Below are 20907 nucleotides of genomic sequence, written 5' to 3'. Positions count from 1 at the left end.
CACCGCATGGCGAAGACAGCGGCCACGCCGGACGCCACCGACCCCGCGATGCGCGCCGACGCCCGCCGTAACCGCGACCGGGTGCTGGGCGCCGCCCGGACCGTCTTCTCCGAGCACGGGACCGACGCCTCCCTGCGGGACGTGGCGCGGCGCGCCGGGGTCGGGATCGGCACGCTCTACCGGCACTTCCCCACCCGCGAGGCACTGCTGGAGGCATTGGTCGGCCACGGCTTCGACGGGCTGAGCGCCGCCGCGGAGGAGTTGCTCACCGCCGAGTCACCCGGCGACGCCCTGATCTCCTGGCTGCGCGACCTCGCCGCCGGCACCACCACCTACCACGGGCTGCCCGCGTCGGTCATGGCCGCCGTGCACGACGAGGAGTCGTGGCTGCACGAGTCGTGCGCGGCCATGCGGGCGGGAGGAGCCCGGCTCCTGACCCGCGCCCAGGAGGCCGGAGCCGTACGCTCCGACGTCACCATGGAGGAACTGCTCGCACTCGTCGCGGGGATCTCCTGGGTGAGTGAGCGGATCCCCGCTCAGGCCGATCTGGCCGACCGGCTGCTGTCACTGACCATGGAGGGCGTCCAGCGGCAGGGAGGCCGAGGGGAGGCCCACCCGGTCGTCACGCCCGGTGACCGCGACACCCGGCCGTAGCAGGCCGACCCACCCTCCTTCCGGCCCGTACGGGCACGTCCGGAGTGCTTCGGCGATCAGTCCGGAGCGAGGGTGGCTCTCCTTCAGCTCGGTGTAGCGCTGTGCCACCACGCGGGCGACGGCCGCCGGGTTGTCCAGGCCGTACACGGCGTAGAGCCGCCGCCTGGTTCTCGGCGACAGCCGTCCGGTCCACCAGCGGTAGACCATGCCGTCCGTCCAGATCACCAGGTCCGCCCAGACCGACACCAGCGCCAGGCCGTAGCCGTCGTGGACGTCGCCCTGGACACCGTGCCGTGCGAGCTCGTCACGGAGCAGACACGCGGCGTGCACGGCGGGCGTTCCCGCGAGCACACCTCGGAGGTTCGCCATTGCCCACCTCCTCTCGGCGTTCGGGGAAAACGACGAACCGTTTCCCCTTCACAGGGTGTCGTGGGATGATTACTTTCGGTAGGTGCTCGATTACTAAGAGACACATGCAACGTGGTTGGGTTTCACTGTGGGACCCGCCCCGGCACATGTAGGACCCGAAAGGACGGGAGCCCCCATGCCCGCCCCAAACGAGCTGGATCCCAGTGCCAGTGTCATGGCCTACTGGGGCTCTGAGCTGCGCCGGCTGCGAGAGGCCATGGGCTGGAGCCAGCAGGAGCTCGCCAAGCGGACGACCTACTCCACCTCATTGGTGGGCCTGGTCGAGACCGCCATGCGCGCTCCGACCAGGAAGTTCGCGCAGCGATGCGACGAGGTGCTGGAGACCGGGGGGACGCTCGTCAAGCTCTGGCCGCTGATCGGCCGGGAGTCCTCGCCCGCCTGGGTCCGCTCGCTGTTCGAGCTGGAGTGGGAGGCGCGCACGCTGCGTAACTATCAGCTCGCGGTGGTGCCGGGGTTGCTGCAGACCGAGGACTACGCGCGGACGCTGACCCGACTGGGCCGGCCGTTCGACACCACCGAGCAGGTGGAGGAGATGGTGACGGTGCGGATGCAGCGGCAGCGGCTGCTGGACCGCCCGGACCCGCCGATTCTTTTCGTCCTGCTGGACGAGGCCGTGCTTTCCCGCCCCATCGGCGGCGCCCGGGTGATGCGCGAGCAGCTCGCGCACCTCCTGGAGGCGACGGCGCGACCACGGGTCACCCTTCAGGTGATCCCCTTCGAGGTGGGGGCCTACCCCGGACTGGCCGGACCCATATTGGTCCTCTCCTTCAGGGGAGCGCCCGATGTGGTCTACATGGAGAACGCGGAGAACGCGCAGCTCCTGACCGATCCCGCCAGGGTCGACCCCCTGTCGGCCCAGTTCGACGCATTGCGTTCCTGGGCACTCCCACAGGCCGCTTCCGCGGCCTTCATCGAGAAGAGGATGAGTTCATGGATCTGACCGGTGCCCGGTGGCGCAAGAGCAGCCGCAGCAACGGCAACGGCGGCGAGTGCGTCGAGGTGGCCGTCAACCTCCCCGGCGTGGTCGCCGTCCGCGACAGCAAGAACCCCGACGGTCCCGCCCTGCTGTTCTCTCCCGAGGTTTGGACCACCTTCCTGACCCAGATCAAGGGCGACTCGATCTAGGAGCGCCCGCCGCATTTCGCCAATTGCTCCTGCGGGCGTAGCGTAGATCTTTCCACCCCGACGGTAGCTATCGTGCATATTCACCCAGCCTGTATGGGTATGCGACTCATTCAGGGGGAGCGTGCGGGCAACGTTCGACGCCTGTGCACGCGAAGGCTTCGGCCAGGGAAGGCACGATGAAAGTTGCCCGGGGGGAAAGGTCCAGCGGGCTGGGGCTGGAGGTGTTCGATCCGGCCCCCGTCGGGGTGTCGGTCACCAGCACGCGAGACCGTCGGCTGGTGTACACCAATGCCGTCTACCGGTCGGTTTTCGGTGACAGGTCGCTGTGGGCCCTCGCTCGCGAGGCGTTCGGCGACCATGTCGAACGGGATTACTACTACGGGCTGCTGGACCAGGTCCTGTGCACCGGGAAGCCCGTGACCGTCATCGAGGCCCCCGTGGCCATCGCCTACGCCGACACCGGCCCGCAGGAGCGTTTCTTCACCTTCAGCCTCTCGGAGATCTCTCTCGGCGACGGCGATCCCGGGGTGCTGCTGGTGTCGGTGGAGGTCACCGAGCAGGTCACCGCCGCGCAGCGGATCCAGGCCCTCGCCGAGGAACGCCGCCGTCTCGTCGAGCGCTACCACAAGCTGGGAAGCGTCGGCGCGGAGATGATCTGGGTGACCTCGGCCGACGGCCGCGTCATCGAACCGAGCCCCGGCTGGGAACGGGTGACCGGGCAGTCGTGGGAGGAGTTCAGGGAGGAGGGGTGGCGGGACGTGATCCACCCCGACGACCGCGAGGCGACCGTCCGGTCGTGGTCGCGGGCGGCCGAGGAGGTGCCTCCCCTGTGGGAGAACATCCACCGCATACGCCTCGCGAACGGCACCTACCGGCACTTCAGCGTCCGCGCCGTGCCGGTCATCGAAGGCGACACCGTGGTGGAGTGGGTGGGCAGCTGCACCGACATCGAGCAGGAGTGGCAGGACACCCGGCGCCTGGAACTGCTCGGCCTCGCCGCCGCCGCCACCGCGGACATCACCCGCCTGGAGGAGATGCTCACCGCGCTGGCACACGCGATCGTGCCCGAACTGGCCGACGGGTGCATCATCTACCTCCTGTCCGAGTCGCCGGACCGTCCCGCGAACGCGCCGCTGGTGGCCCAGCATGTCGCCTCCGCCGCCCGACCGGGCCTGCCCGATCTACCCGAACAGGGCGAGGAGATCTTCACCTCCGACAACGTGCTGACCCGCACGGTCCAGCGCCGCCGCGCCATCCACCGGACGTTCCCGCCGGGAATGCCGGCACCCGGTGTCGCGCCGGCGAAGGCCGAGGCGTGGCTCGTCGCGGCCAAGGCCAACAGCGTGGTCCTCGTGCCGGTCATCGTCGACGGCACCGTGGCGGCGGTGGTGGCCGCCTCCGTCTGCGGGGAACGCCCCCCGATCAGCGTGGCCGACATCACCCTGATCGGCCAGATGCTCGACCACGCGCACGACCCCCTCAGCAACGCCATCGAGTTCCGGCGCACCAAGCGCGTGGCCCTCGCCCTGCAGCGCAGCCTGCTGCCGGAACCGCCCGACGTCCCGGACCTGCAGATCGCCGCCCGCTACCAGCCGAGCCCCGCCGCGGCCGACGTCGGCGGGGACTGGTACGACTGCTTCCGGCTGCGCGACGGCGCCACCATGCTGACGATCGGGGACGTGGCCGGTCACGACCTGCCCGCCGCCGTCACCATGAGCCAGATGCGCAACATGCTCAGGGGGTTGGCCGTCGACCGCGAGGAACCGGTCGGAGAGATCCTCAGACGCCTGGACGTCGCGATGGAGACCCTGTACGACGAGGAGACCGCGACCTGCGTCCTGGCGCGCGTGGAGCAGCCCGCGCCCGGCCGGTGGCAGCTCGACTACTCGGTGGCCGGGCACCCGCCGCCCCTGCTGGTCACCCCGGACGGCGACGGCCGCTTTCTCCTGGAGACATCCGACCCCCTCCTCGGCGTGCTCCACGACAGGCCGCGCGGCAGCAGCATCGAGCCACTGCCGTCGGGCAGCACGCTGCTGCTGTACACCGACGGCCTCGTCGAGCGTCCGGGCGAGGACATCGACACGGGCCTGGCCCGGCTGCGCCGCCACGCCGCGGCGCTCGCCAGGGAATCCCTGGCGACCTTCTGCGACGAACTGCTGGTCAGGATGACCGCCGGCGGGAAGGATGACATCGCCATGATCGCCGTCCGCCTGCCGTCCGACCCCGAAGCCGGGCCGGCCGCGCCCCCAGCGCCTCGGATCCCGCCGTCCTGAGGTCACAGCGGCAGGACACCCCCTGGTTTGAGGGCCTTCATGGCGATCTGGGAGGTGAGCTTGTCGAGTCCGGGCAGGCGGCCGAGCTTCTCCAGGCAGAGCTGGCTGTAGGAGTCCATGTCCGGCACGGCGACCCGCAGCACGTAATCGGGGCGGCCGAACATGCGCAGGCACTCGATCACGTCGTCGACCTCCATGACGGCCGCCTCGAAGGCGGTGACGGTCTCGGCGTCCTGACCTTCCAGCTCGACGTAGGCGAGGACCTGGAACCCGCGCCCGACGGCCGCCGGGTCGACCACGGCACGATAGCCGGTGATCACTCCCGACTCCTCGAGGTTGCGGACCCGGCGCAGGCACGGCGAGGGAGTCAGCCGCACCCTCTCGGCGAGTTCCAGGTTGCTCAGCCGCCCTTCCACCTGAAGGAGACCGAGAATTGCGCGATCGGTTGCATCCATGGCAACTGATGCTAACCAATCTGTTAATCAGCATAAATATTGACATCGAATTTCAGGCCGCCTGGCATAACCTTGCGGGCAATCCAAGGCGCAGACAGACGGGACCACGATCATGACGATCTTCGCCGACGCCCGTGAGGTGACTCCCGACGACCGCTACGCCCTCGACGAAGGCCAGGTCTTCATGACCGGCACGCAGGCGCTGGTCCGGGTGATCCTCGACCAGATGCGCGCCGACCGCCACGCCGGCCTCGACACGGGCACGATGGTGTCGGGCTATCCCGGCTCTCCGCTCGGCGGCTTCGACCAGGAGCTCGTCCGCTCGCGCCGGCACACCGAGCCACTCGACATCGTGCACCGGCCGGGCCAGAACGAGGAGCTGGGCGCGACCGCCGTCTGGGGCAGCCAGCTCGTGCCCGGCCTCCCCCGGCCGCGCAAGGCCGGCGTCCTGGGCGTCTGGTACGGCAAGGCCCCCGGCGTCGACCGCGCGGCCGACGCCTTCCGGCACGGCAACTTCGTCGGCGCCCACCCCGACGGCGGCCTGATCGCCTTCTGCGGCGACGACCCGACGTGCAAGTCATCGACGCTGCCCTCGGCCACCGAGAGCGCGCTCGCCGCGCTGGGCATGCCGATCGTCCACCCCGGCAGCGTCCAGGAGTTGCTCGACCTGAGCCGGCACGCGATCTCGGCGTCACGGGCCAGCGGCCTGTGGGTGGCGGTGAAGGCGGTCACCAACGTGATGGACGGCACCGGCACGGTCGGCGTCGGCACCGGCCGGGTGGTTCCCGTCATGCCCGTCGTCGAATTCGAGGGCAGGCCGTACCGGCACACACCGGACGCCACACTGCTCACCCCCTGGTCTCTGGAGATGGAGCGGACGCTGGTCGGCCCGCGGCTGGAGCTGGCCCGCGCCTACGCCAGGGAGAACGGCCTCAACCGGATCACCGTGGATCCCGGGGACGCCTGGCTCGGCATCGTCGCCTCCGGGACCGCCTACTACGACGTGCGCGAGGCGTTCCGCAAGCTGGGCGTGGAGCCCGCTGAGCTCGGCGTGCGCATTCTCAAGATCGGCATGCTCTGGCCGCTGGAGCCCGGAATCGTCCGGGACTTCGCCCGCGGCCTTGAGGAGATCATGGTCGTCGAGGAGAAGGGCCCGATGCTGGAGACCCTGATCAAGGACGTCCTGTACGGCACCGCCGACGCCCCGCGCGTCCTCGGCAAGCTCGACGAGAACGGCGCCGTCCTGATCCCGCGGACCGGGGGCGTCGACGCCGATCTGGCGGCCAAGGCGGTCGCCTTCCGGCTGCGCCGCAAGGGCCTGGACGGGCGCGTCGGAGCGGCACCGCAGGAGGGCTCCCCGGCCGGCGGCCGGGAGCAGGTCTCCCTGGCGGCGGGCGAGCGCTTCACGCCCGAGGTACGCGACCGGATCGCCAAGGGCCTGTCCGTGATCTCCCGCCCGGGACCGTTGAAGCTGCTCGGCGCCCAGCGCACCCCGTTCTTCTGCTCGGGCTGCCCGCACAACCGCTCCACCGCCGTCCCGGACGACGCCCCGGTGGGCGCGGGGATCGGCTGCCACACGATGGTGGTGCTCAACCGCGAGGGCAAGGGCACCCTGACGGGCCTGACCCAGATGGGCGGTGAGGGCACGCAGTGGATCGGTCAGGCGCCCTTCACCGACACCCCGCACATCTTCCAGAACCTGGGCGACGGCACCTTCCACCACTCCGGTTCGCTCGCCGTGCGCGCCGCCGTGGGCGCGGGCGTCAACATCACCTACAAACTGCTCTACAACAGCGCCATCGCCATGACCGGCGGCCAGACGATCACCCCGTCCCTCGCCGTGGCCGACCTGACCCGCTGGCTGGAGACGGAGGGCGTGCGCCGGGTGATCGTCACCACCGACGAGCCCGAGCGCTACCGGGGGGTCAGGCTGGCGCGGATCGCCGAGGTCCGCGACCGCACCGCGCTGGAGGACGCCCAGCGCGAACTGGCCGCGATCGCCGGAGTGACCGTGCTGGTCCACGACCAGCAGTGCGCCGCCGAGAAGCGACGGCTGCGCAAGAAGGGCGAGCTGCCCGACCCGGTCCGGCGGGTGGCGATCAACCAGCGGGTGTGCGAGGGATGCGGTGACTGCGGGCAGAAGTCCGAGTGTCTGTCGGTGCTGCCGGTGGAGACCGAGTTCGGCCGCAAGACCGAGATCCACCAGTCGTCCTGCAACAAGGACTACTCCTGCGTGGAAGGCGACTGCCCCTCCTTCCTGACCGTCGTCCCGGCCAAGGCGACCCGCGGGCGCGCCGCCGTACCGGCTCCTCCTCAGACGCCGGCACCCGAGCTCCGTGCCGGGGAGACGACGATCCGGCTGGTGGGCATCGGCGGCACCGGCGTGGTGTCGGTGGCGCAGATGCTCGGCACCGCCGCGATGCTCGACGGCAGGCAGTCGCGCGGGCTCGACCAGACCGGCCTGGCTCAGAAGGGCGGCACGGTCGTCTCCGACATCCTGATCTTCGACGGTGCGGGCGACCGCTCCGGGCAGGCCGGCACGGCCGGCGTGGACGCCTACCTCGCGCTCGACCTGATCGGCGCCACCGATCCCAAGCACCTGCGCGGCGCCGACCGCGACCGGACCGTCGCGGTGGTCTCCACCAGCCTCGTCCCCACCGGATCCATGGTCCTCGACCCGTCCAAGCACGTCACCGACCTCGGCTCGCCCATCGGCGCGCTGGAGTCGCGCACCCGGCGCGAGCTGAACGTCTACCTCGACGCCGAGGACGTGGCGCAGAAGCTGTTCGGCGACCACATGCCGGCCAACACGATCGTGGTCGGCGCGGCCTGGCAGCGCGGGCTCATCCCGCTGAGCCTGGAGTCGATCGAACGGGCCATCCGCATGGGTGGCGGCAAGAGCGCCGACAAGACGATCGCCGCCTTCCACTGGGGCCGGGCCGTCGCCGCCGACCCGGAGTCGGTGGCGCGGGCGACCGGCTCCCCCGCCCCGGCCGAGCGGGCGCCGAGCCCCGAGGTCACCGCGCTCGTCGACTCGATCGCCGCTCCCGGCACCGAGCTGCACCGGATCCTGACGGTCCGGGTGCCCGACCTCGCCGCCTACCAGAATCCGCGCTACGCCACCCGCTACGCCGAGGCGGTCCGCGCGGTCCTCGCCAAGGAGCGGGAGGTCTCGGCCGAGCGCTGCCCGGTCACCGAGGCTTACGCCCGTCACCTGTACCGCCTGATGGCCTACAAGGACGAGTACGAGGTGGCCCGCCTCCACCTCGACCCGGCCGAGCGGGCCCGCATCGCCGCCGAGTTCGGCCCCGGCGCGAAGATCTCCTACAACCTGCACCCGCCGGTCCTGCGCGCCATGGGCATGAACCGCAAGATCCGTCTCGGCTCCTGGTTCGACCCGGCCTTCCGCCTGCTGTACGGCATGCGCGGGCTGCGCGGCACCCGGCTGGACCCGTTCGGCATGGCCGGGGTGCGCAGGACCGAACGCGAGCTCGTCACCGAATACACCCGGGACGTGCACCGCGCCCTCGCGCACCTGCGCCCGGAGACCGAGGAGCGGGTCTGCGAGCTGGCCGAGCTGCCGGAGATGATCCGCGGCTACGAGCACGTCAAGCTGCGCAACGTGGTCGCCTATCGGGAGCGGGTGGCCGCGCTGCTCGGCGGCCTCGGCGACGGCCAGGGGTCCCGGTAGGGGGGGCCCGCCGGAGGTCACCCGGCGACGGCCAGGGGTCCCGGTAGGGGCCCCGCCGGGGGTCACACGGTGACCGCGGACAGCGGGGGCGTGACGTCCTCCAGGGAGGCCCGCTCGGCCTTGACCGCGAACAGGAGGGCGACGATCCCGGCGAGCACCATCATGGCCGCCGCGACCAGATAGCCGTAGAACAGGCGGGTCGGGTCGGGGTTGCGCTGGTCGCCGATCAATGCGCCGAAGATGGCCGGGCCGAGGGCGCCGAAGGTCTGGGCGACGGCGAAGAACACCGCGATGGCCAGGGCCCGGATCTCCAGCGGGAACAGCTCGCTGACGGTGAGGTATCCGGAGCTGGCCGCGGCCGAGGCGACGAAGAAGATGACCGACCACAGCAGGGTCTGGGTGGTCGCGGTGAGCACGCCCTCCTTGAACAGCCAGCCGGTCACGGCCAGCAGGAGGCCGGAGAAGATGTAGGTGGAGGAGATCATGGGTTTGCGGCCGACGGTGTCGAAGAGCGGGCCGAGCACGAACGGGCCGAGCAGGTTGCCCAGCGCGAACAGGAACAGGTACTTCGACGCGTCGGATGCGCTCACCCCGTAGAACTGCGAGAGCACCAGCACGTAGGTGAAGAAGATCGCGTTGTACAGGAACGACTGGCTGATCATCAGGGTGGCGCCGAGAATCGACCTCTTCGGGTAGTCCTTGAAGATCACCCGGAGGACGTCGCGGTAGCGGACCGCGCCGTGCGGGCGGATCTCGATGATCCTGCGCTCGTCCACCGGTGGCACCTCCTTGCCGGACTCCCGCACGTGCTGCTCGATCTCGCGGACCGCCAGCTCGGCCTCCTGCTCCCTGCCGTGCATGACCAGCCAGCGCGGGCTCTCCGGCAGGTGCCGGCGCAGGCCCCAGATCAGCAGGCCGATCAGCGGGCCGATGAGCAGGCCGAGCCGCCAGCCCAGGTCGACCGGGAGCAGGTCGGGGTTGAGGAGGATGTAGGTGGACGCCGTACCGATCATGGCGCCCAGCCAGTAGGTGCCGCTGACGGCCAGGTCGATCCGGCCGCGGTAGCGGGCGGGGATGAGCTCGTCGATGGCCGAGTGGATCGCCGCGTACTCTCCGCCGATGCCCATCCCGGCGAAGAAGCGGAAGAGCAGCAGCCACCAGTAGGAGAAGGAGAAGGCGGTGATGCCGTTGGCGACGAGATAGAGGCCGAGTGTGATGATGAAGAGCTTGCGCCGGCCGAATCTGTCCGACAGACGTCCGAATATCAGCGCGCCGGCGACCTCGCCGAGCAGGTAGACCGTGGCGGCCAGACCCACCTCGGCCGCGGTCAGGGCGAGCGTCTGCCGCTCGCGCAGGACGTCGCCGACGGCGCTGGCGATCGTGATCTCCATGCCGTCGAGCACCCAGGCCACCCCGAGCGCGACGACCATCCTGGTATGGAAGCGCGACCAGGGCAGCCGGTCGATCCGCGCCGGGATGAGTGTCTGGATGGTCCGATCCTGCGATTCCCCCATAACTACATAGTGTAGTTAGAAATAGCCTAAAGTGACGGTCGGTGGAGTGTCACGGGTAGGACAGGGCGTCAGGCCGGGCAGGACGTCAGGCCTACGAGAGGCGGGCGAGCTCCTCCCCGCGTCCGAGAAGGGACGGCTCGTCGATGGGGTTCTCGTGGGTGCCCGTCGACGTGCAGGCGTGCGCGCCCGCGATGGTGCCCAGCCGGACGGAGTCGTCCAGGGGCCGGCCCGACAGCAGGCCGTACAGGACGCCCGACACGAACGCGTCCCCGGCCCCGTTGCTGTCGGCCACCGGGCCGGGCAGCGGGGCGGCGGGGAAGTGCCGCAGCCCGTCGGCGTCGAGGACGTGGCAGCCCTCGGCGCCCGCCGTGCAGATCACCGTCCTGGCACGGCCACCGGCCAGGATGTCGCGCATGACGGCCTCGCGGCGGGAGCCCAACGCCGTGTCCGACAGGAAGACCAGGTCGGAGGAGTAGGCGTAGTCCCGGTGGAAGTCGTTGTCCCCGTCCCAGTCGTGCAGGTCGGTGGAGACGGACCCGCCCTCAAGGTCGGGGTAGACGTGCCGGGAGAAACCGGTGAGCGACACGTGCACGTGCCGGGCCTCGCGCACCGCCGGTAGGTAGAGCTCCCTGGGCAGCCGTTCGCCGGGCGCGTCACGCGGGTCGAACAGCGACAACCGCCGCCCGTCGGGGCCGACCAGCAGGACGCTGCGCCGGGTGCCCTGCGGGGCGAGCGCCCATTCGAACTCCACGCCCTTGGCCTCCATGTGGGCCCGGATGAAACGGCCCTGTGGATCGTCGCCGATCAGGTCGACGAGCTTGACCTTCAGGCCGAGTGTGTGACAGCCGAGCGCGACGCCACTGCCGGTGTTGCCGATCCGGTCGACCATCGGGGGGACGGCGTAGGTGTCCGCGTACGGCAGGGGCAGTTCGGGCACGTAGGCCGTGGTGTCCACCCCGGTCCCGCCGATGACGATGACGTCATAACCAGTCTTCATCGCCTCATGGTCCCATTCACCGTCCGCGCTCGCCCCGACGGACCGCGCTCGCCCCGGCGGCAGCGGTCTCGCTCGCGGCCCCGTGCCGGTGGGACTCCGCTAGCGGTTCACCAGCGGGCCCGAGCCCGTCGAGCGGCGCACGACCAGCTCGGGCTGGAACATCAGCTCGATGTGCCTGCTGCGGACGCCGTTGATCTCCTCCAGCAGGGTCGCCACGGCGGCCGAGGCCATCGCGCCGATGGGCTTGCGCACGGTGGTCAGCGGCGGATCGGTGAAAGCGATCAACGGCGAGTCGTCGAACCCGACCACCGACACATCCGCCGGCACCGACAACCCCCGATCCCGGCACGCCCGGATCGCCCCCAACGCCATCAGATCCGACGCGCACACGATCCCGGTGCACCCCCGCTCCAGCAACTGCGCCGCCGCCGCCTGACCCCCCTCCACCGAAAACAGCGAATGCGAGATCAACCCCTCCACCTCGGTCGCACCCAGCAACTGCGCCATCGCCTGCCGATACCCCTCGATCTTGCGAATCACCGGCACGAACCGGCGCGGTCCGACGGCCAGACCGATCCGCTCATGCCCCAGATCCACCAGATGCTGTACGGCCAGCCGCGCCGCCGCCCGATCGTCCGGCGAGATGAACGGCGCCTCGATCTGGCCGCTGTAGCCGTCCAGCAGGACGATCGGCAGCCCGCGCTCGGTCAGGCGGGTGTAACGGTCCATCTTCGCCGTGGTGTCGGCGTGCAGGCCGGAGACGAAGACGATGCCGCTGACCCCGCGATCGATCAGCAGCTCGGTGAACTCGTCCTCGGGTGCTCCGCCGGGAAGCTGCGTGCACAGCACCGGGGTGTAGCCGTGCTGGGTCAGCGCCTTCTCGATCGCCTGGGCGAAGGCCGGGAAGATCGGATTGTCCAGCTCCGGGGTGACCAGGCCGATCAGCCCGTTACTGCGCTGACGCAACCGCTGCGGACGCTCATAACCCATCACGTCCAGCGCCGCCAGAACGGCCTGCCGGGTGGCGGCCGACACCCCCGGCTTGCCGTTGAGCACCCTGCTGACCGTGGCCTCGCTGACCTTGGCCTGCGCGGCGATGTCGGTCAGGCGGATTCCCGCGCCGTCGGGACGCGACCGGGGAATATTCGTGAGTTCACCATCCATCAGAAGTAACCCCACCATGCGGCTGAATTGGGCGCAAGCCGGACGGCATTGAGCACCTTGATGTGAAACTCGTTGTTGAAACTTTTCCCAAACTGTAACATCCCGCGCTCGTGATCATGCGCATTGTCACAGCCGCTCCAACGAAACTCCCAACGCGCAACTTGCTGCTCATCACCGGCGACAAAGTAACCAGTAGATGTGCGATTTCTAACGACATCTATGGACACATGGGCAAGAGGCGCGATGTACTACCTCATCAATCACACGGCTGGATCCGGGCAGTGGAGTCCGGGAGGAACGAGCGCGCATGAGTACCGTCGTCCTCGACAATGTGACCAAGGTCTACCCCGGTGGGTACCTCGCGGTTGACCGCATGAACCTGCGCGCCGACAACGGGGAGTTCCTCGTCCTTCTGGGGCCTTCCGGTTGCGGTAAGTCCACGCTGCTACGAATGATCGCGGGCCTGGAGGAAGTCACCTCCGGAGACCTGTGGCTGGGCGGCACGCTCGCCAACGACCTCGCCCCACGCGATCGTGACGTGGCCATGGTCTTCCAGAACGGCGCGCTCTACCCGCACCGCACGGTGCGCGGCAACATCGCCTTCCCTCTGGAGATCGCCAAGGCCGACCCGGCGATGGTCCGGGAGCGGGTGACGGAGCTGTCGAAGGCGCTGCACATCGACGAGACGCTCGAACGCCGCCCTGGAACGCTCTCCGGCGGCCAGCGTCAGCGCGTCGCGATGGGGCGCGCGATCGTCCGCCAGCCCTCGCTCTTCCTGATGGACGAGCCGCTGTCCAACCTCGACGCGGGCATGCGCACCGAGTTGCGCATGGAGATCTCCTCGCTGGTCCGATCCCTCGGCGTGACCACCATCTACGTGACGCACGACCAGGTGGAGGCCCTGACGCTGGCCGACCGGATCGCCATCATGAACCGGGGCGTGCTTCAGGACGTCGGCACGCCCGGCCAGGTCTACAACGACCCGGCCACCGCCTTCACCGCCGCCTTCCTCAGCTCCCAGCAGCTCAACCTCCTCGCGGCCACCGTGCGCACCCCGCAGAACCAGTTCATCCTGCTGGACTTCGGGGTGCATCAGATCATGATCCCTTGGACCGATCCCAGGGCCTACGCCATCTCCCAGCACGTCGGTCAACAGATCATCGTCGGCCTGCGCCCGGACTGCCTGGCCCCGGTCCCCGAGACGTTCGAGGGTCCCGTCTTCCTCGGCCGCGTCCGCGCGCTGGAGTATCACGGCCACGAGTGGCTCGCCTACGTCGAGAGCGGCATCCCGACCGTGCCCGTCCCCCAGCCTCCCGATCCTCGCCACAAGGCCCGCGGCCTGGCGACGTCCGCCACGGGCGGGCGGGCTCGTGCGGCCATCAGGCGCCTGCTGCCCGGCACCGGCTTCGACCCCGAGCCCCAGCAGGAGCAGGAGCAGGTCGGCGGCGGCACTCACCGTCGCGCCGACCTCATCGTCCGCATCGGCTCCCGGCCCATCTGGCGGGCCGGCGAACCCGCCCGTGTGGGTGTCGACGCCACCCGCCTGATGCTCTTCACCCTGGACGGCTCCCGCATCGACCCCCCGCACCGCTGACCGGCCCCCACTGGCCGGCCCTTGAGGCACGGGTCGGCCGCACCGGCGCCACGCCGTACGCGCCCGGTCGGGCAGCGGTGCCGCCGGGTCAGCGGGCGATGATGGAGACGACCTCGACGACGCGGATGGCACGGTCCAGCTCCGCCCGATGGAAGGACGGGCCCTCGGTGCGGGCGAGGACCAGGTGCAGGCCCGTGTCCGGCACCGGCAGGCTCATCAGCCTGTTGCGACCCGAGCTGAGGAGCGAGGGGCGCAGGGGCGTGAGGTCGGCCGCCTTGACGCCGACGAGACCGCCCGTTTCATCGAGCGAGATCGGGGCCTGCCAGCTTCGGTGGACGAGCTCTCCGCTCCCGGAGGACACCGCGACCGCCCATTCGGCGCTCACCAGGCCGGGAACGGCGTCCACGAGGGTGGCGATGGCCCTGCCGGGCTCGGTCGCGACGTGCTTGAGCAGGTCGTAGTCGGGGGCGGCGCCGGGGATCTCACGGGTGGGCCAGACGGCTTCGACGCGTATGCCGGGGACGACCGACAGGCGGTCCCGGACTGTTTCGGCGTCGACGGTGCCGGGCCAGGAGACGGTGAAGTCGTCCACGGCCCGGCCGGTCTCGCGTTCCAGCACCGTCACCTGGAGGATGTCGGCCCCCAGCGTGCCGAGCACCCGGGCGACCTGGCCCAAGGCGCCCGGGCGATCGGGAAAGGACACCCGTAGCCGCAACATCATTTCGATCACCTCTCTTTGGACATCAGGGTGTCCTAGACAGGTTTCATGAAGGTTCCGGGGAGATGTCCAGGATAAGACCTGACATCGCGAAATATCAGTCCTGACAGACCTTTCCCCCGGCGGGCCGGGCCCACTCCTGGACGCCGCGTTCCAGCAGGCCCGGGGTCCGCCACTCCCCGGAAGAGGCCCGGAAGGCCGAGCACACCTAGCGCAGGACCTTCGGCCCCGAACCGGTGGAACCCCGCACGATGAACTCCGGCTGGAACATCAACTCGGAGTGCTGCATGGGCGCACCGGAGACGGCCTCCAGCAGGGTGTGCACCGCGGCGGTCACCATCGACTGGACGGGCTGACGCACGGTGGTCAGAGGCGGATCGGTGAAAGCGATCAACGGCGAGTCGTCGAACCCGACCACCGACACATCCGCCGGCACCGACAACCCCCGATCCCGGCACGCCCGGATCGCCCCCAACGCCATCAGATCCGACGCGCACACGATCCCGGTGCACCCCCGCTCCAGCAACTGCGCCGCCGCCGCCTGACCCCCCTCCACCGAAAACAGCGAATGCGAGATCAACCCCTCCACCTCGGTCGCACCCAGCAACTGCGCCATCGCCTGCCGATACCCCTCGATCTTGCGAATCACCGGCACGAACCGGCCTGGCCCGACGGCCAGGCCGATCCGCTCATGCCCCAGATCCACCAGATGCTGTACGGCCAGCCGCGCCGCCGCCCGATCGTCCGGCGAGATGAACGGCGCCGGAACGTCAACGGCGTGCCCGTTGAGCAGGACGATCGGCACCCCCTGCCCGATGAGCTGGGTGTAGCGGTCGGAGCGCGCGGTGACGTCGGCGTGCAGGCCGGAGACGAAGATGATGCCGCTGACCCCGCGATCCACGAGCAGCTCGGTGAACTCGTCCTCCACCGCTCCGCCGGGAAGCTGCGTGCACAGCAGCGGGGTGTAGCCGTGCTGGGTCAGCGCCTTCTCGAAGGCCTGGGCGAAGGCCGGGAAGATCGGATTGTCCAGCTCCGGGGTGACCAGGCCGATCAGCCCGTTACTGCGCTGACGCAACCGCTGCGGACGCTCATAACCCATCACGTCCAGCGCCGCCAGAACGGCCTGCCGGGTGGCGGCCGACACCCCCGGCTTGCCGTTGAGCACCCTGCTGACCGTGGCCTCGCTGACCTTGGCCTGCGCGGCGATGTCGGCCAGCCTGGCCGAGCCGTTCCCCGGCTGGCCGCCGTTATACGCCATCGCGTTCCCACCAGACGGCGGAGTCGGGGGCGAGCCGTACCGTGTCGCCCTCGACGGCCGGCTCCTCGCTGGCCAGCAGGACCCGCCCGGGAGCGGGCAGCTCGACCGGCTGGCCGGTCAGGTTGAGCGTGCAGGCGAACCCGTCGCCCCGGGTGAAGGCCAGCGTGCCCTCGGGAGAGTCCAACCAGGTCAGCGGCGCGCCGCCGAAGGCCTCACGGTCCCGCCTGATCTCCAGCGCCGCGCGGTACAGGCGCAGCGTGGACAGCGGGTCACGCAGCTGGGACTGGACGCTGAGCGGGCCCCACGAGGCCGGCATGGGCAGCCAGGACTCCTCGATGCCGGGCAGGCTGAAGCCGAAGTGGGGTTCGACGTCGGCCCACGGGATGGGGACCCGGCAGCCGTCGCGGCCGTCGTCGGGGTTGCGCAGCCGCTGCGGGTCGCGCAGAAACTCCTCCGGCAGGTCGAGGACCTCCGGCAGGCCGAGCTCCTCGCCCTGGTAGACGTAGGTCGAGCCGGGCAGGGAGAGCATCAGCAGGGCCGCCGCGCGGGAGCGGCGCAGGCCGATCTCGCCGCCGCCGTAACGGGTCAGGTGCCGTTTGACGTCGTGGTTGGACAGCACCCAGGTGCTGGGCGCGCCGACCAGCCCGGCCGTGGCCAGCGACTCCTGGATCACCGCGCGGAACCTGGCCGCGTCCCACGGGGTGTTCAGGAAGTGGAAGTTGAACGCCTGGTGCAGCTCGTCGGGGCGGACGTAGTCGGCCAGCCGTTGCGGGGACGGCGCCCACGCCTCGGCGACGCCGATCCGCTCGCCCGGGTAGGAGTCGAGCAGCTTGCGCCAGGCGCGGTGGATCTCGTGCACGCCGTCCTGGTCGAAGAACGGGACCACCTCGGAGCCGATCATCCGGACCTGGTCCGGATGGCCGACGTCGGGCAGGCCCTCCGCCTTGACCATGCCGTGCGCGACGTCGACACGGAAGCCGTCCACGCCCAGGTCCAGCCAGAAGCGCAGCACCGACTCGAACTCCGCGTGGACCTCGGGGTTCTCCCAGTTCAGGTCGGGCTGTTCGGGGGCGAACAGGCGCAGGTACCACTCCCCGTCGGGCAGCCGGGTCCAGGCGGGGCCGCCGAAGACCGACTCCCAGTCGTTCGGGGGCAGTTGTCCGTTCTCGCCCTTGCCCTGGCGGAAGATGTAGCGCTCTCGCTCGGGGCTGCCGGGCCCGGCCGCCACCGCCTGCTGGAACCACACGTGCCTGTCGGAGGTGTGGTTGGGCACGACGTCGACGATGACCCGCAGACCGTGCCGGTGCGCGTCGTCGATCAGAGCCTTGGCGTCGGCCAGCGACCCGAAGATCGGATCCACGTCCCGGTAGTCCGCCACGTCATACCCGAAGTCGGCCATCGGCGAGGTGTAGAAGGGGGTCAGCCAGACGGCGTCGACCCCCAGGTCCGCCAGATACCGCAGCCGGCTCCGCACGCCCAACAGGTCGCCGATCCCGTCGCCGTTGCCGTCGGCGAAGCTGCGCACGTAGACCTGGTAGATCACAGCGTCTCGCCACCATCGGGTGGCGGTGTCGCTGGCATGGCCCGCGTGGACGAGCTCGGTCATATTTGTCCCCCGATCAAATGACATATCAGGACGTGATAGCACGGTGGTGTTACGACTTGGTGGCGCCGGCGGTGAGCCCGGCGACCAGATGACGCTGGACGAGCAGGAAGACGACCGCCGCGGGCAGCGCGATCAGCACGGCCGAGGCGGTCAGCAGGCCCCAGTCGGACCAGTGCTGGCCGACGAACTGCTGCAGGCCGGCCGCGAGGGTGCGCGTCTCCTCTCCCGTCATGAAGACCGAGGCGTAGGCGACCTCGCCCCAGGCGGTCATGAAGGAGTAGAACGCGGTGACCGCGATGCTCGGCCGGGCCAGCGGCAGGATGACCCGCCAGAAGGTGCCGAACGGGGTCAGCCCGTCGATCATGCCGGCCTGGTCGATCTCGCGCGGGATGGAGTCGAAGTAGCCCTTCATCATCCACGCGCAGAACGGCACCGCCACGGTCATGTAGGCGAGGACCAGGCCGGGGATCTGGTTGAGCAGCCCGAGGCCCGCCATCAGGTTGTAGAGCGGCACGATCAGGATCGCCACCGGGAACATCTGGGTGATCAACAGCATCCACATGACGCCGCGGTAGCCCGGGAACCGGAAGCGGCTGATCGCGTACCCGGTCGTCGAGGCCAGGAACACGCCGATGATCGTGGTCAGCCCCGCGATGATCACGGAGTTGAGCAGCCAGTTGGGGAACTGCGTCTCGGTCAGCACCCGGACGTAGTTGTCCAGTGACGAGTCGTCGAAGAACTTCAGCTCGGTGGACAGCCAGCCGTCGCGCGGCTTGAGCGAGGTCAGGACCAGCCACACGATGGGAAACAGCGCGATGACGGACGCGACGATGAGCGTTCCGTGCAGCAGGATCGAGCCGCCGATGCTGCGTTCCTCACGGCCGCGGGCACGACGGCGCCCCGCGGGACCTGCGGTGGCGGTGCTCACCAGACCTCCCCTTGCTTGCGCAGCGCGCGGCGGTAGACCAGGGCCAGTACGACGAGGAGCAGGAGAATGATCACTCCCCATGCCGCCGAGCCCGAGTAGTTGCGGATGCCGGTGAAGGCCTCGCGGTAGGCGTAGGTCACCAGGATCTCCGTGGAGCTGCCCGGGCCTCCGCCGGTGATCAGGAAGATCAGCGGGAACATGTTGAACGTCCAGATCGTGCCCAGCAGGACGACGGTGCTGGAGACCGTGCGCAGGCCGGGGACGGTGATGTGGCGGAAGCGCTGCCACGGCGCGGCGCCGTCCACCTCGGCCGCTTCGTAGAGCTCGCCGGGGATCGACTGGAGGCCGCCGAGCATGGCGACCATCATGAACGGCACGCCCACCCAGACGTTGACCGCGACGACCGCGATCTTCGCCATGGTCGGGTCGTCGAGCCAGCCGACCGTCCCGAGGCCCGCGGCCCTCAGCATCGCGTTGATGACGCCGTAGTCGCTGTTGTAGAGGTAGCGCCAGATGAACGCGGCGACGAAGGGCGGGATCGCCCACGGCAGGATCAGCATCAGCCGGTAGAACGAGCGCAGGCGCATCTTCCGGTTGAGCAGCAGGGCCAGGCCGAGGCCGAGGCCGTAGTGGAGCCCGACGCAGGCGACGGTCCACACGACCGTCCAGGTCAGCTTGTCCCAGAACAGACCGCTCGTCAGGATGTCGACGTAGTTGCCGAGCCCGACGAACTCATAGCTCGATGGGATCACGTTGACGCCGATCGTCCGCCCCATCGTGGCCTCGGTGGCGTCGGTCAGCGACAGGTACACACCCCGCACCAGCGGCCAGCCGATCAGCACGGCGGTGACCACGACGACCGGGGCGACCATCGCCCAGGCGTACCAGTACTGCGACAGCGACCGCCGAATCGGGCCGGCCTCCTCGCGGCGGACCGGGCCGCGGGCGTCGCCCGCGGCCCGGTCCCTGGCCGTGCCGGTCACACGTCCAGTGGAAGTCGCCACGGATCAGCTCCAGCCCTTGAAGATGCCGTGGTACTTCTCGTCCACCGACTTGACCATGTCCTCGGGCGAGGCCTTGCCACCGACCAGGGACTGGTAACCCTCCAGCAGCGGCTGGAAGAGCTGGCCGCCCTCGGGGATCCACGGCCGCGCGACCGCGGTGTCGATGATCGGCTTGAAGGTGACGACGTCCTTGTTGGCCTGGACGTCGGGGTTGTCGTAGGCGGAGGCGCGGGTCGGCAGGAGGCTGATCTCCTTGGCGATCCTGGCCTGGGCCTCGGGGGTGCTCATGAAGCGGACGAACTCGTAGGAGGCGTCCAGGTTCTTGGAACCGGCGTAGATGGCGTAGTTCCAGCCGCCGGTGGGGGCGCCGGCCTTGGCCGATCCCGCGGGGACGGGCGCGATGCCGAGGTTGGCCTTGTCCTTGAACTCCTTGCCCTGGTAGATCTCCGACAGCGCCCACGGGCCGTTGTAGATCATCGCGGCCTTGCCGTCCTTGAGGGCGGTCATCGCGTTGGCGTAGCTGTCCTGGATGGCGGGCTTGGCCGCCGCGCCGGAGGTGACCAGGTCGGTGACGGTCGCCATGGCCTTGACGTTGGCCGGGGAGTTGATGGTGATCTTCTTGTTCTGGACGTCGAGAAGGTCACCGCCCTCGCCGTAGATGAACGGAAGCAGGAAGTAGGAGTCGACGTTGAGCGCGAGACCGTTGACGCCGGTCTTGGCCTTGACGTCGAGGGCGGTCTTCTTGAGCTCCTCCACCGTGGCCGGAGCCTTGTCGTGGCCGGCCTTCTCCAGGAGCTTCTTGTTGTACAGCAGCGCCAGGGTGTCGGTGACCTGCGGCACCGCGTAGGACTTGCCGTTGTACTTGGTGCTGCTCAGCGGGCTGGGCAGGAAGTCGGACTCGTTCTCCAGCGCGCGCGTGCCGTCCAGCGGCTGGAGGTAGCCGAGAGAGGCGAACTGTGAGGTCCAGGCCACCTCGGAGCGGATGACGTCCGGCGCGCCGCTGCCGGCCTGCGCGGCGGTCTGGAACTTGTTCTGCGCCTGGTCCGAGGGGACGTTGACGTAGTTGACCTTGATATTGGGGTACTTCGCCTGGAAGTCCTTGATGAGCGCCTGGAACGTCGGGCCCTCGCTGTCCGGCCGGACGGTGTCCCACCAGGTGATCTCGCCGCTGATCTTCGACGGATCGGCCGCGGCGGACTGGGCGGGCGCCGCCGCCGAGCCGCCGTCTCCGCCGCCGCAGGCGGAGACCGCCAGGGCGAGGGCGGCGACGATCGTCGCAGCCGAGAAGGCTCGCCGCATCATTTCTCCTCATAGCTCAGGGGACCGGTCCGGGCAGGGGAAGCCACCGGGCCGGGTTTGGAGTACGCCGGACGTTACGCCGCCGTGAACCGTGTTGGAAGAAGTTTCTGCAAGTCTCTGCAAATTTGTTACATACTCCACCAAAAGCGCCGAGGGTGACATCCCCGCCATCGAAGGTGTTACCGCAGATACTTGCAC

18 protein-coding genes are annotated in these 20907 nt (G+C 69.7%); 6 read left to right on the top strand and 12 right to left on the bottom strand.

Annotated features, from left to right (window positions below):
* The first annotated feature begins 6 nt into the window (after positions 1-6).
* Positions 7-654, top strand: a complete 648-nt coding sequence (locus ACQPYK_RS17470) for a TetR/AcrR family transcriptional regulator (protein WP_433256447.1) — start codon at positions 7-9, stop codon at positions 652-654.
* Here ACQPYK_RS17470 and ACQPYK_RS17465 read toward each other — a convergent pair.
* Entirely contained in the window at positions 565-1023 is a 459-nt protein-coding gene (locus tag ACQPYK_RS17465; RefSeq protein ID WP_433256446.1) for a hypothetical protein, read from the bottom strand. The genes ACQPYK_RS17470 and ACQPYK_RS17465 overlap by 90 nt on opposite strands.
* Before the next feature lie 175 nt (positions 1024-1198).
* Between ACQPYK_RS17465 and ACQPYK_RS17460 the strand changes: the two genes are divergently transcribed.
* The 3 genes from ACQPYK_RS17460 to ACQPYK_RS17450 all read left to right on the top strand — a co-directional run bounded on the left by ACQPYK_RS17460 (position 1199) and on the right by ACQPYK_RS17450 (position 4481).
* Positions 1199-2023 carry a helix-turn-helix domain-containing protein gene (locus ACQPYK_RS17460; RefSeq protein WP_433256445.1) on the top strand — a complete coding sequence of 275 codons (825 nt, stop codon included), beginning with the start codon at positions 1199-1201 and terminating at the stop codon, positions 2021-2023.
* Entirely contained in the window at positions 2014-2208 is a 195-nt protein-coding gene (locus tag ACQPYK_RS17455; protein ID WP_433256444.1) for a DUF397 domain-containing protein, read from the top strand. Before ACQPYK_RS17460 ends, ACQPYK_RS17455 begins: the two co-directional genes overlap by 10 nt.
* A gap of 176 nt (positions 2209-2384) precedes the next feature.
* On the top strand, positions 2385-4481 hold the full coding sequence (locus ACQPYK_RS17450; RefSeq protein WP_433256443.1) for a SpoIIE family protein phosphatase: 2097 nt from the start codon (positions 2385-2387) through the stop codon (positions 4479-4481).
* Between the two features lie 2 nt (positions 4482-4483).
* Here ACQPYK_RS17450 and ACQPYK_RS17445 read toward each other — a convergent pair whose 3' ends face one another.
* A complete protein-coding gene (locus ACQPYK_RS17445) occupies positions 4484-4936 on the bottom strand; it encodes an Lrp/AsnC family transcriptional regulator (RefSeq protein ID WP_433256441.1) in 453 nt (150 codons plus the stop codon).
* Between the two features lie 112 nt (positions 4937-5048).
* On the opposite strand from ACQPYK_RS17445, the gene ACQPYK_RS17440 reads away from it, so the two are divergent.
* On the top strand, positions 5049-8627 hold the full coding sequence (locus ACQPYK_RS17440; RefSeq protein WP_433256439.1) for an indolepyruvate ferredoxin oxidoreductase family protein: 3579 nt from the start codon (positions 5049-5051) through the stop codon (positions 8625-8627).
* Between the two features lie 62 nt (positions 8628-8689).
* Here the strand turns inward: ACQPYK_RS17440 and ACQPYK_RS17435 are convergent, their stop codons facing one another.
* The 4 genes from ACQPYK_RS17435 to ACQPYK_RS17420 form a co-directional block, all read right to left on the bottom strand.
* Complete coding sequence (locus tag ACQPYK_RS17435) at positions 8690-10141, bottom strand: MFS transporter (RefSeq protein WP_433256437.1); 1452 nt, start codon at positions 10139-10141, stop codon at positions 8690-8692.
* A 91-nt stretch (positions 10142-10232) separates the two neighbouring features.
* Positions 10233-11138, bottom strand: coding sequence for a carbohydrate kinase family protein (locus tag ACQPYK_RS17430; protein ID WP_433256435.1), 906 nt, complete (start codon positions 11136-11138; stop codon positions 10233-10235).
* Between the two features lie 99 nt (positions 11139-11237).
* A complete protein-coding gene (locus ACQPYK_RS17425) occupies positions 11238-12302 on the bottom strand; it encodes a LacI family DNA-binding transcriptional regulator (RefSeq protein ID WP_433256433.1) in 1065 nt (354 codons plus the stop codon).
* Complete coding sequence (locus tag ACQPYK_RS17420; protein WP_433256432.1) at positions 12302-12529, bottom strand: hypothetical protein; 228 nt, start codon at positions 12527-12529, stop codon at positions 12302-12304. Before ACQPYK_RS17420 ends, ACQPYK_RS17425 begins: the two co-directional genes overlap by 1 nt.
* Before the next feature lie 80 nt (positions 12530-12609).
* On the opposite strand from ACQPYK_RS17420, the gene ACQPYK_RS17415 reads away from it, so the two are divergent.
* A complete protein-coding gene (locus ACQPYK_RS17415) occupies positions 12610-13896 on the top strand; it encodes an ABC transporter ATP-binding protein (RefSeq protein WP_433256430.1) in 1287 nt (428 codons plus the stop codon).
* 88 nt (positions 13897-13984) lie between these two features.
* Here the strand turns inward: ACQPYK_RS17415 and ACQPYK_RS17410 are convergent, their stop codons facing one another.
* The 6 genes from ACQPYK_RS17410 to ACQPYK_RS17385 all read right to left on the bottom strand — a co-directional run bounded on the left by ACQPYK_RS17410 (position 13985) and on the right by ACQPYK_RS17385 (position 20712).
* A complete protein-coding gene (locus tag ACQPYK_RS17410) occupies positions 13985-14617 on the bottom strand; it encodes an amino acid-binding protein (protein ID WP_433256428.1) in 633 nt (210 codons plus the stop codon).
* A gap of 205 nt (positions 14618-14822) precedes the next feature.
* Positions 14823-15872, bottom strand: a complete 1050-nt coding sequence (locus tag ACQPYK_RS17405; RefSeq protein WP_433256426.1) for a LacI family DNA-binding transcriptional regulator — start codon at positions 15870-15872, stop codon at positions 14823-14825.
* On the bottom strand, positions 15862-17478 hold the full coding sequence (locus ACQPYK_RS17400; protein WP_433256424.1) for a glycoside hydrolase family 13 protein: 1617 nt from the start codon (positions 17476-17478) through the stop codon (positions 15862-15864). The genes ACQPYK_RS17405 and ACQPYK_RS17400 overlap by 11 nt, the downstream gene beginning before the upstream one ends.
* Positions 17479-17527: 49 nt before the next feature.
* Entirely contained in the window at positions 17528-18406 is an 879-nt protein-coding gene (locus tag ACQPYK_RS17395) for a sugar ABC transporter permease (protein ID WP_433256422.1), read from the bottom strand.
* Complete coding sequence (locus ACQPYK_RS17390; RefSeq protein WP_433256420.1) at positions 18403-19410, bottom strand: carbohydrate ABC transporter permease; 1008 nt, start codon at positions 19408-19410, stop codon at positions 18403-18405. The genes ACQPYK_RS17395 and ACQPYK_RS17390 overlap by 4 nt, the downstream gene beginning before the upstream one ends.
* 3 nt (positions 19411-19413) lie before the next feature.
* Entirely contained in the window at positions 19414-20712 is a 1299-nt protein-coding gene (locus ACQPYK_RS17385) for an extracellular solute-binding protein (RefSeq protein WP_433256418.1), read from the bottom strand.
* Between the last annotated feature and the right edge of the window lie 195 nt (positions 20713-20907).

Source organism: Streptosporangium sp. CA-135522 (genome assembly GCF_050949235.1).
Taxonomy (GTDB): domain Bacteria; phylum Actinomycetota; class Actinomycetes; order Streptosporangiales; family Streptosporangiaceae; genus Streptosporangium.
Note: the sequence above shows the minus strand (reverse complement) of the source record. Positions and strands in the feature narration are given on the sequence as shown.

What these genes read in the sequence shown, in the direction of transcription:
- ACQPYK_RS17425 (WP_433256433.1), bottom strand. Translation starts at nt 12,302, where the DNA reads ATGGATGGTGAACTCACGAATATTCCCCGGTCGCGTCCCGACGGCGCG.
- ACQPYK_RS17460 (WP_433256445.1), top strand. Translation starts at nt 1,199, where the DNA reads ATGCCCGCCCCAAACGAGCTGGATCCCAGTGCCAGTGTCATGGCCTAC.
- ACQPYK_RS17430 (WP_433256435.1), bottom strand. Translation starts at nt 11,138, where the DNA reads ATGAAGACTGGTTATGACGTCATCGTCATCGGCGGGACCGGGGTGGAC.
- ACQPYK_RS17450 (WP_433256443.1), top strand. Translation starts at nt 2,385, where the DNA reads ATGAAAGTTGCCCGGGGGGAAAGGTCCAGCGGGCTGGGGCTGGAGGTG.
- ACQPYK_RS17410 (WP_433256428.1), bottom strand. Translation starts at nt 14,617, where the DNA reads ATGATGTTGCGGCTACGGGTGTCCTTTCCCGATCGCCCGGGCGCCTTG.
- ACQPYK_RS17385 (WP_433256418.1), bottom strand. Translation starts at nt 20,712, where the DNA reads ATGATGCGGCGAGCCTTCTCGGCTGCGACGATCGTCGCCGCCCTCGCC.
- ACQPYK_RS17435 (WP_433256437.1), bottom strand. Translation starts at nt 10,141, where the DNA reads ATGGGGGAATCGCAGGATCGGACCATCCAGACACTCATCCCGGCGCGG.
- ACQPYK_RS17440 (WP_433256439.1), top strand. Translation starts at nt 5,049, where the DNA reads ATGACGATCTTCGCCGACGCCCGTGAGGTGACTCCCGACGACCGCTAC.
- ACQPYK_RS17465 (WP_433256446.1), bottom strand. Translation starts at nt 1,023, where the DNA reads ATGGCGAACCTCCGAGGTGTGCTCGCGGGAACGCCCGCCGTGCACGCC.
- ACQPYK_RS17400 (WP_433256424.1), bottom strand. Translation starts at nt 17,478, where the DNA reads ATGACCGAGCTCGTCCACGCGGGCCATGCCAGCGACACCGCCACCCGA.
- ACQPYK_RS17455 (WP_433256444.1), top strand. Translation starts at nt 2,014, where the DNA reads ATGGATCTGACCGGTGCCCGGTGGCGCAAGAGCAGCCGCAGCAACGGC.
- ACQPYK_RS17445 (WP_433256441.1), bottom strand. Translation starts at nt 4,936, where the DNA reads ATGGATGCAACCGATCGCGCAATTCTCGGTCTCCTTCAGGTGGAAGGG.
- ACQPYK_RS17415 (WP_433256430.1), top strand. Translation starts at nt 12,610, where the DNA reads ATGAGTACCGTCGTCCTCGACAATGTGACCAAGGTCTACCCCGGTGGG.
- ACQPYK_RS17470 (WP_433256447.1), top strand. Translation starts at nt 7, where the DNA reads ATGGCGAAGACAGCGGCCACGCCGGACGCCACCGACCCCGCGATGCGC.
- ACQPYK_RS17405 (WP_433256426.1), bottom strand. Translation starts at nt 15,872, where the DNA reads ATGGCGTATAACGGCGGCCAGCCGGGGAACGGCTCGGCCAGGCTGGCC.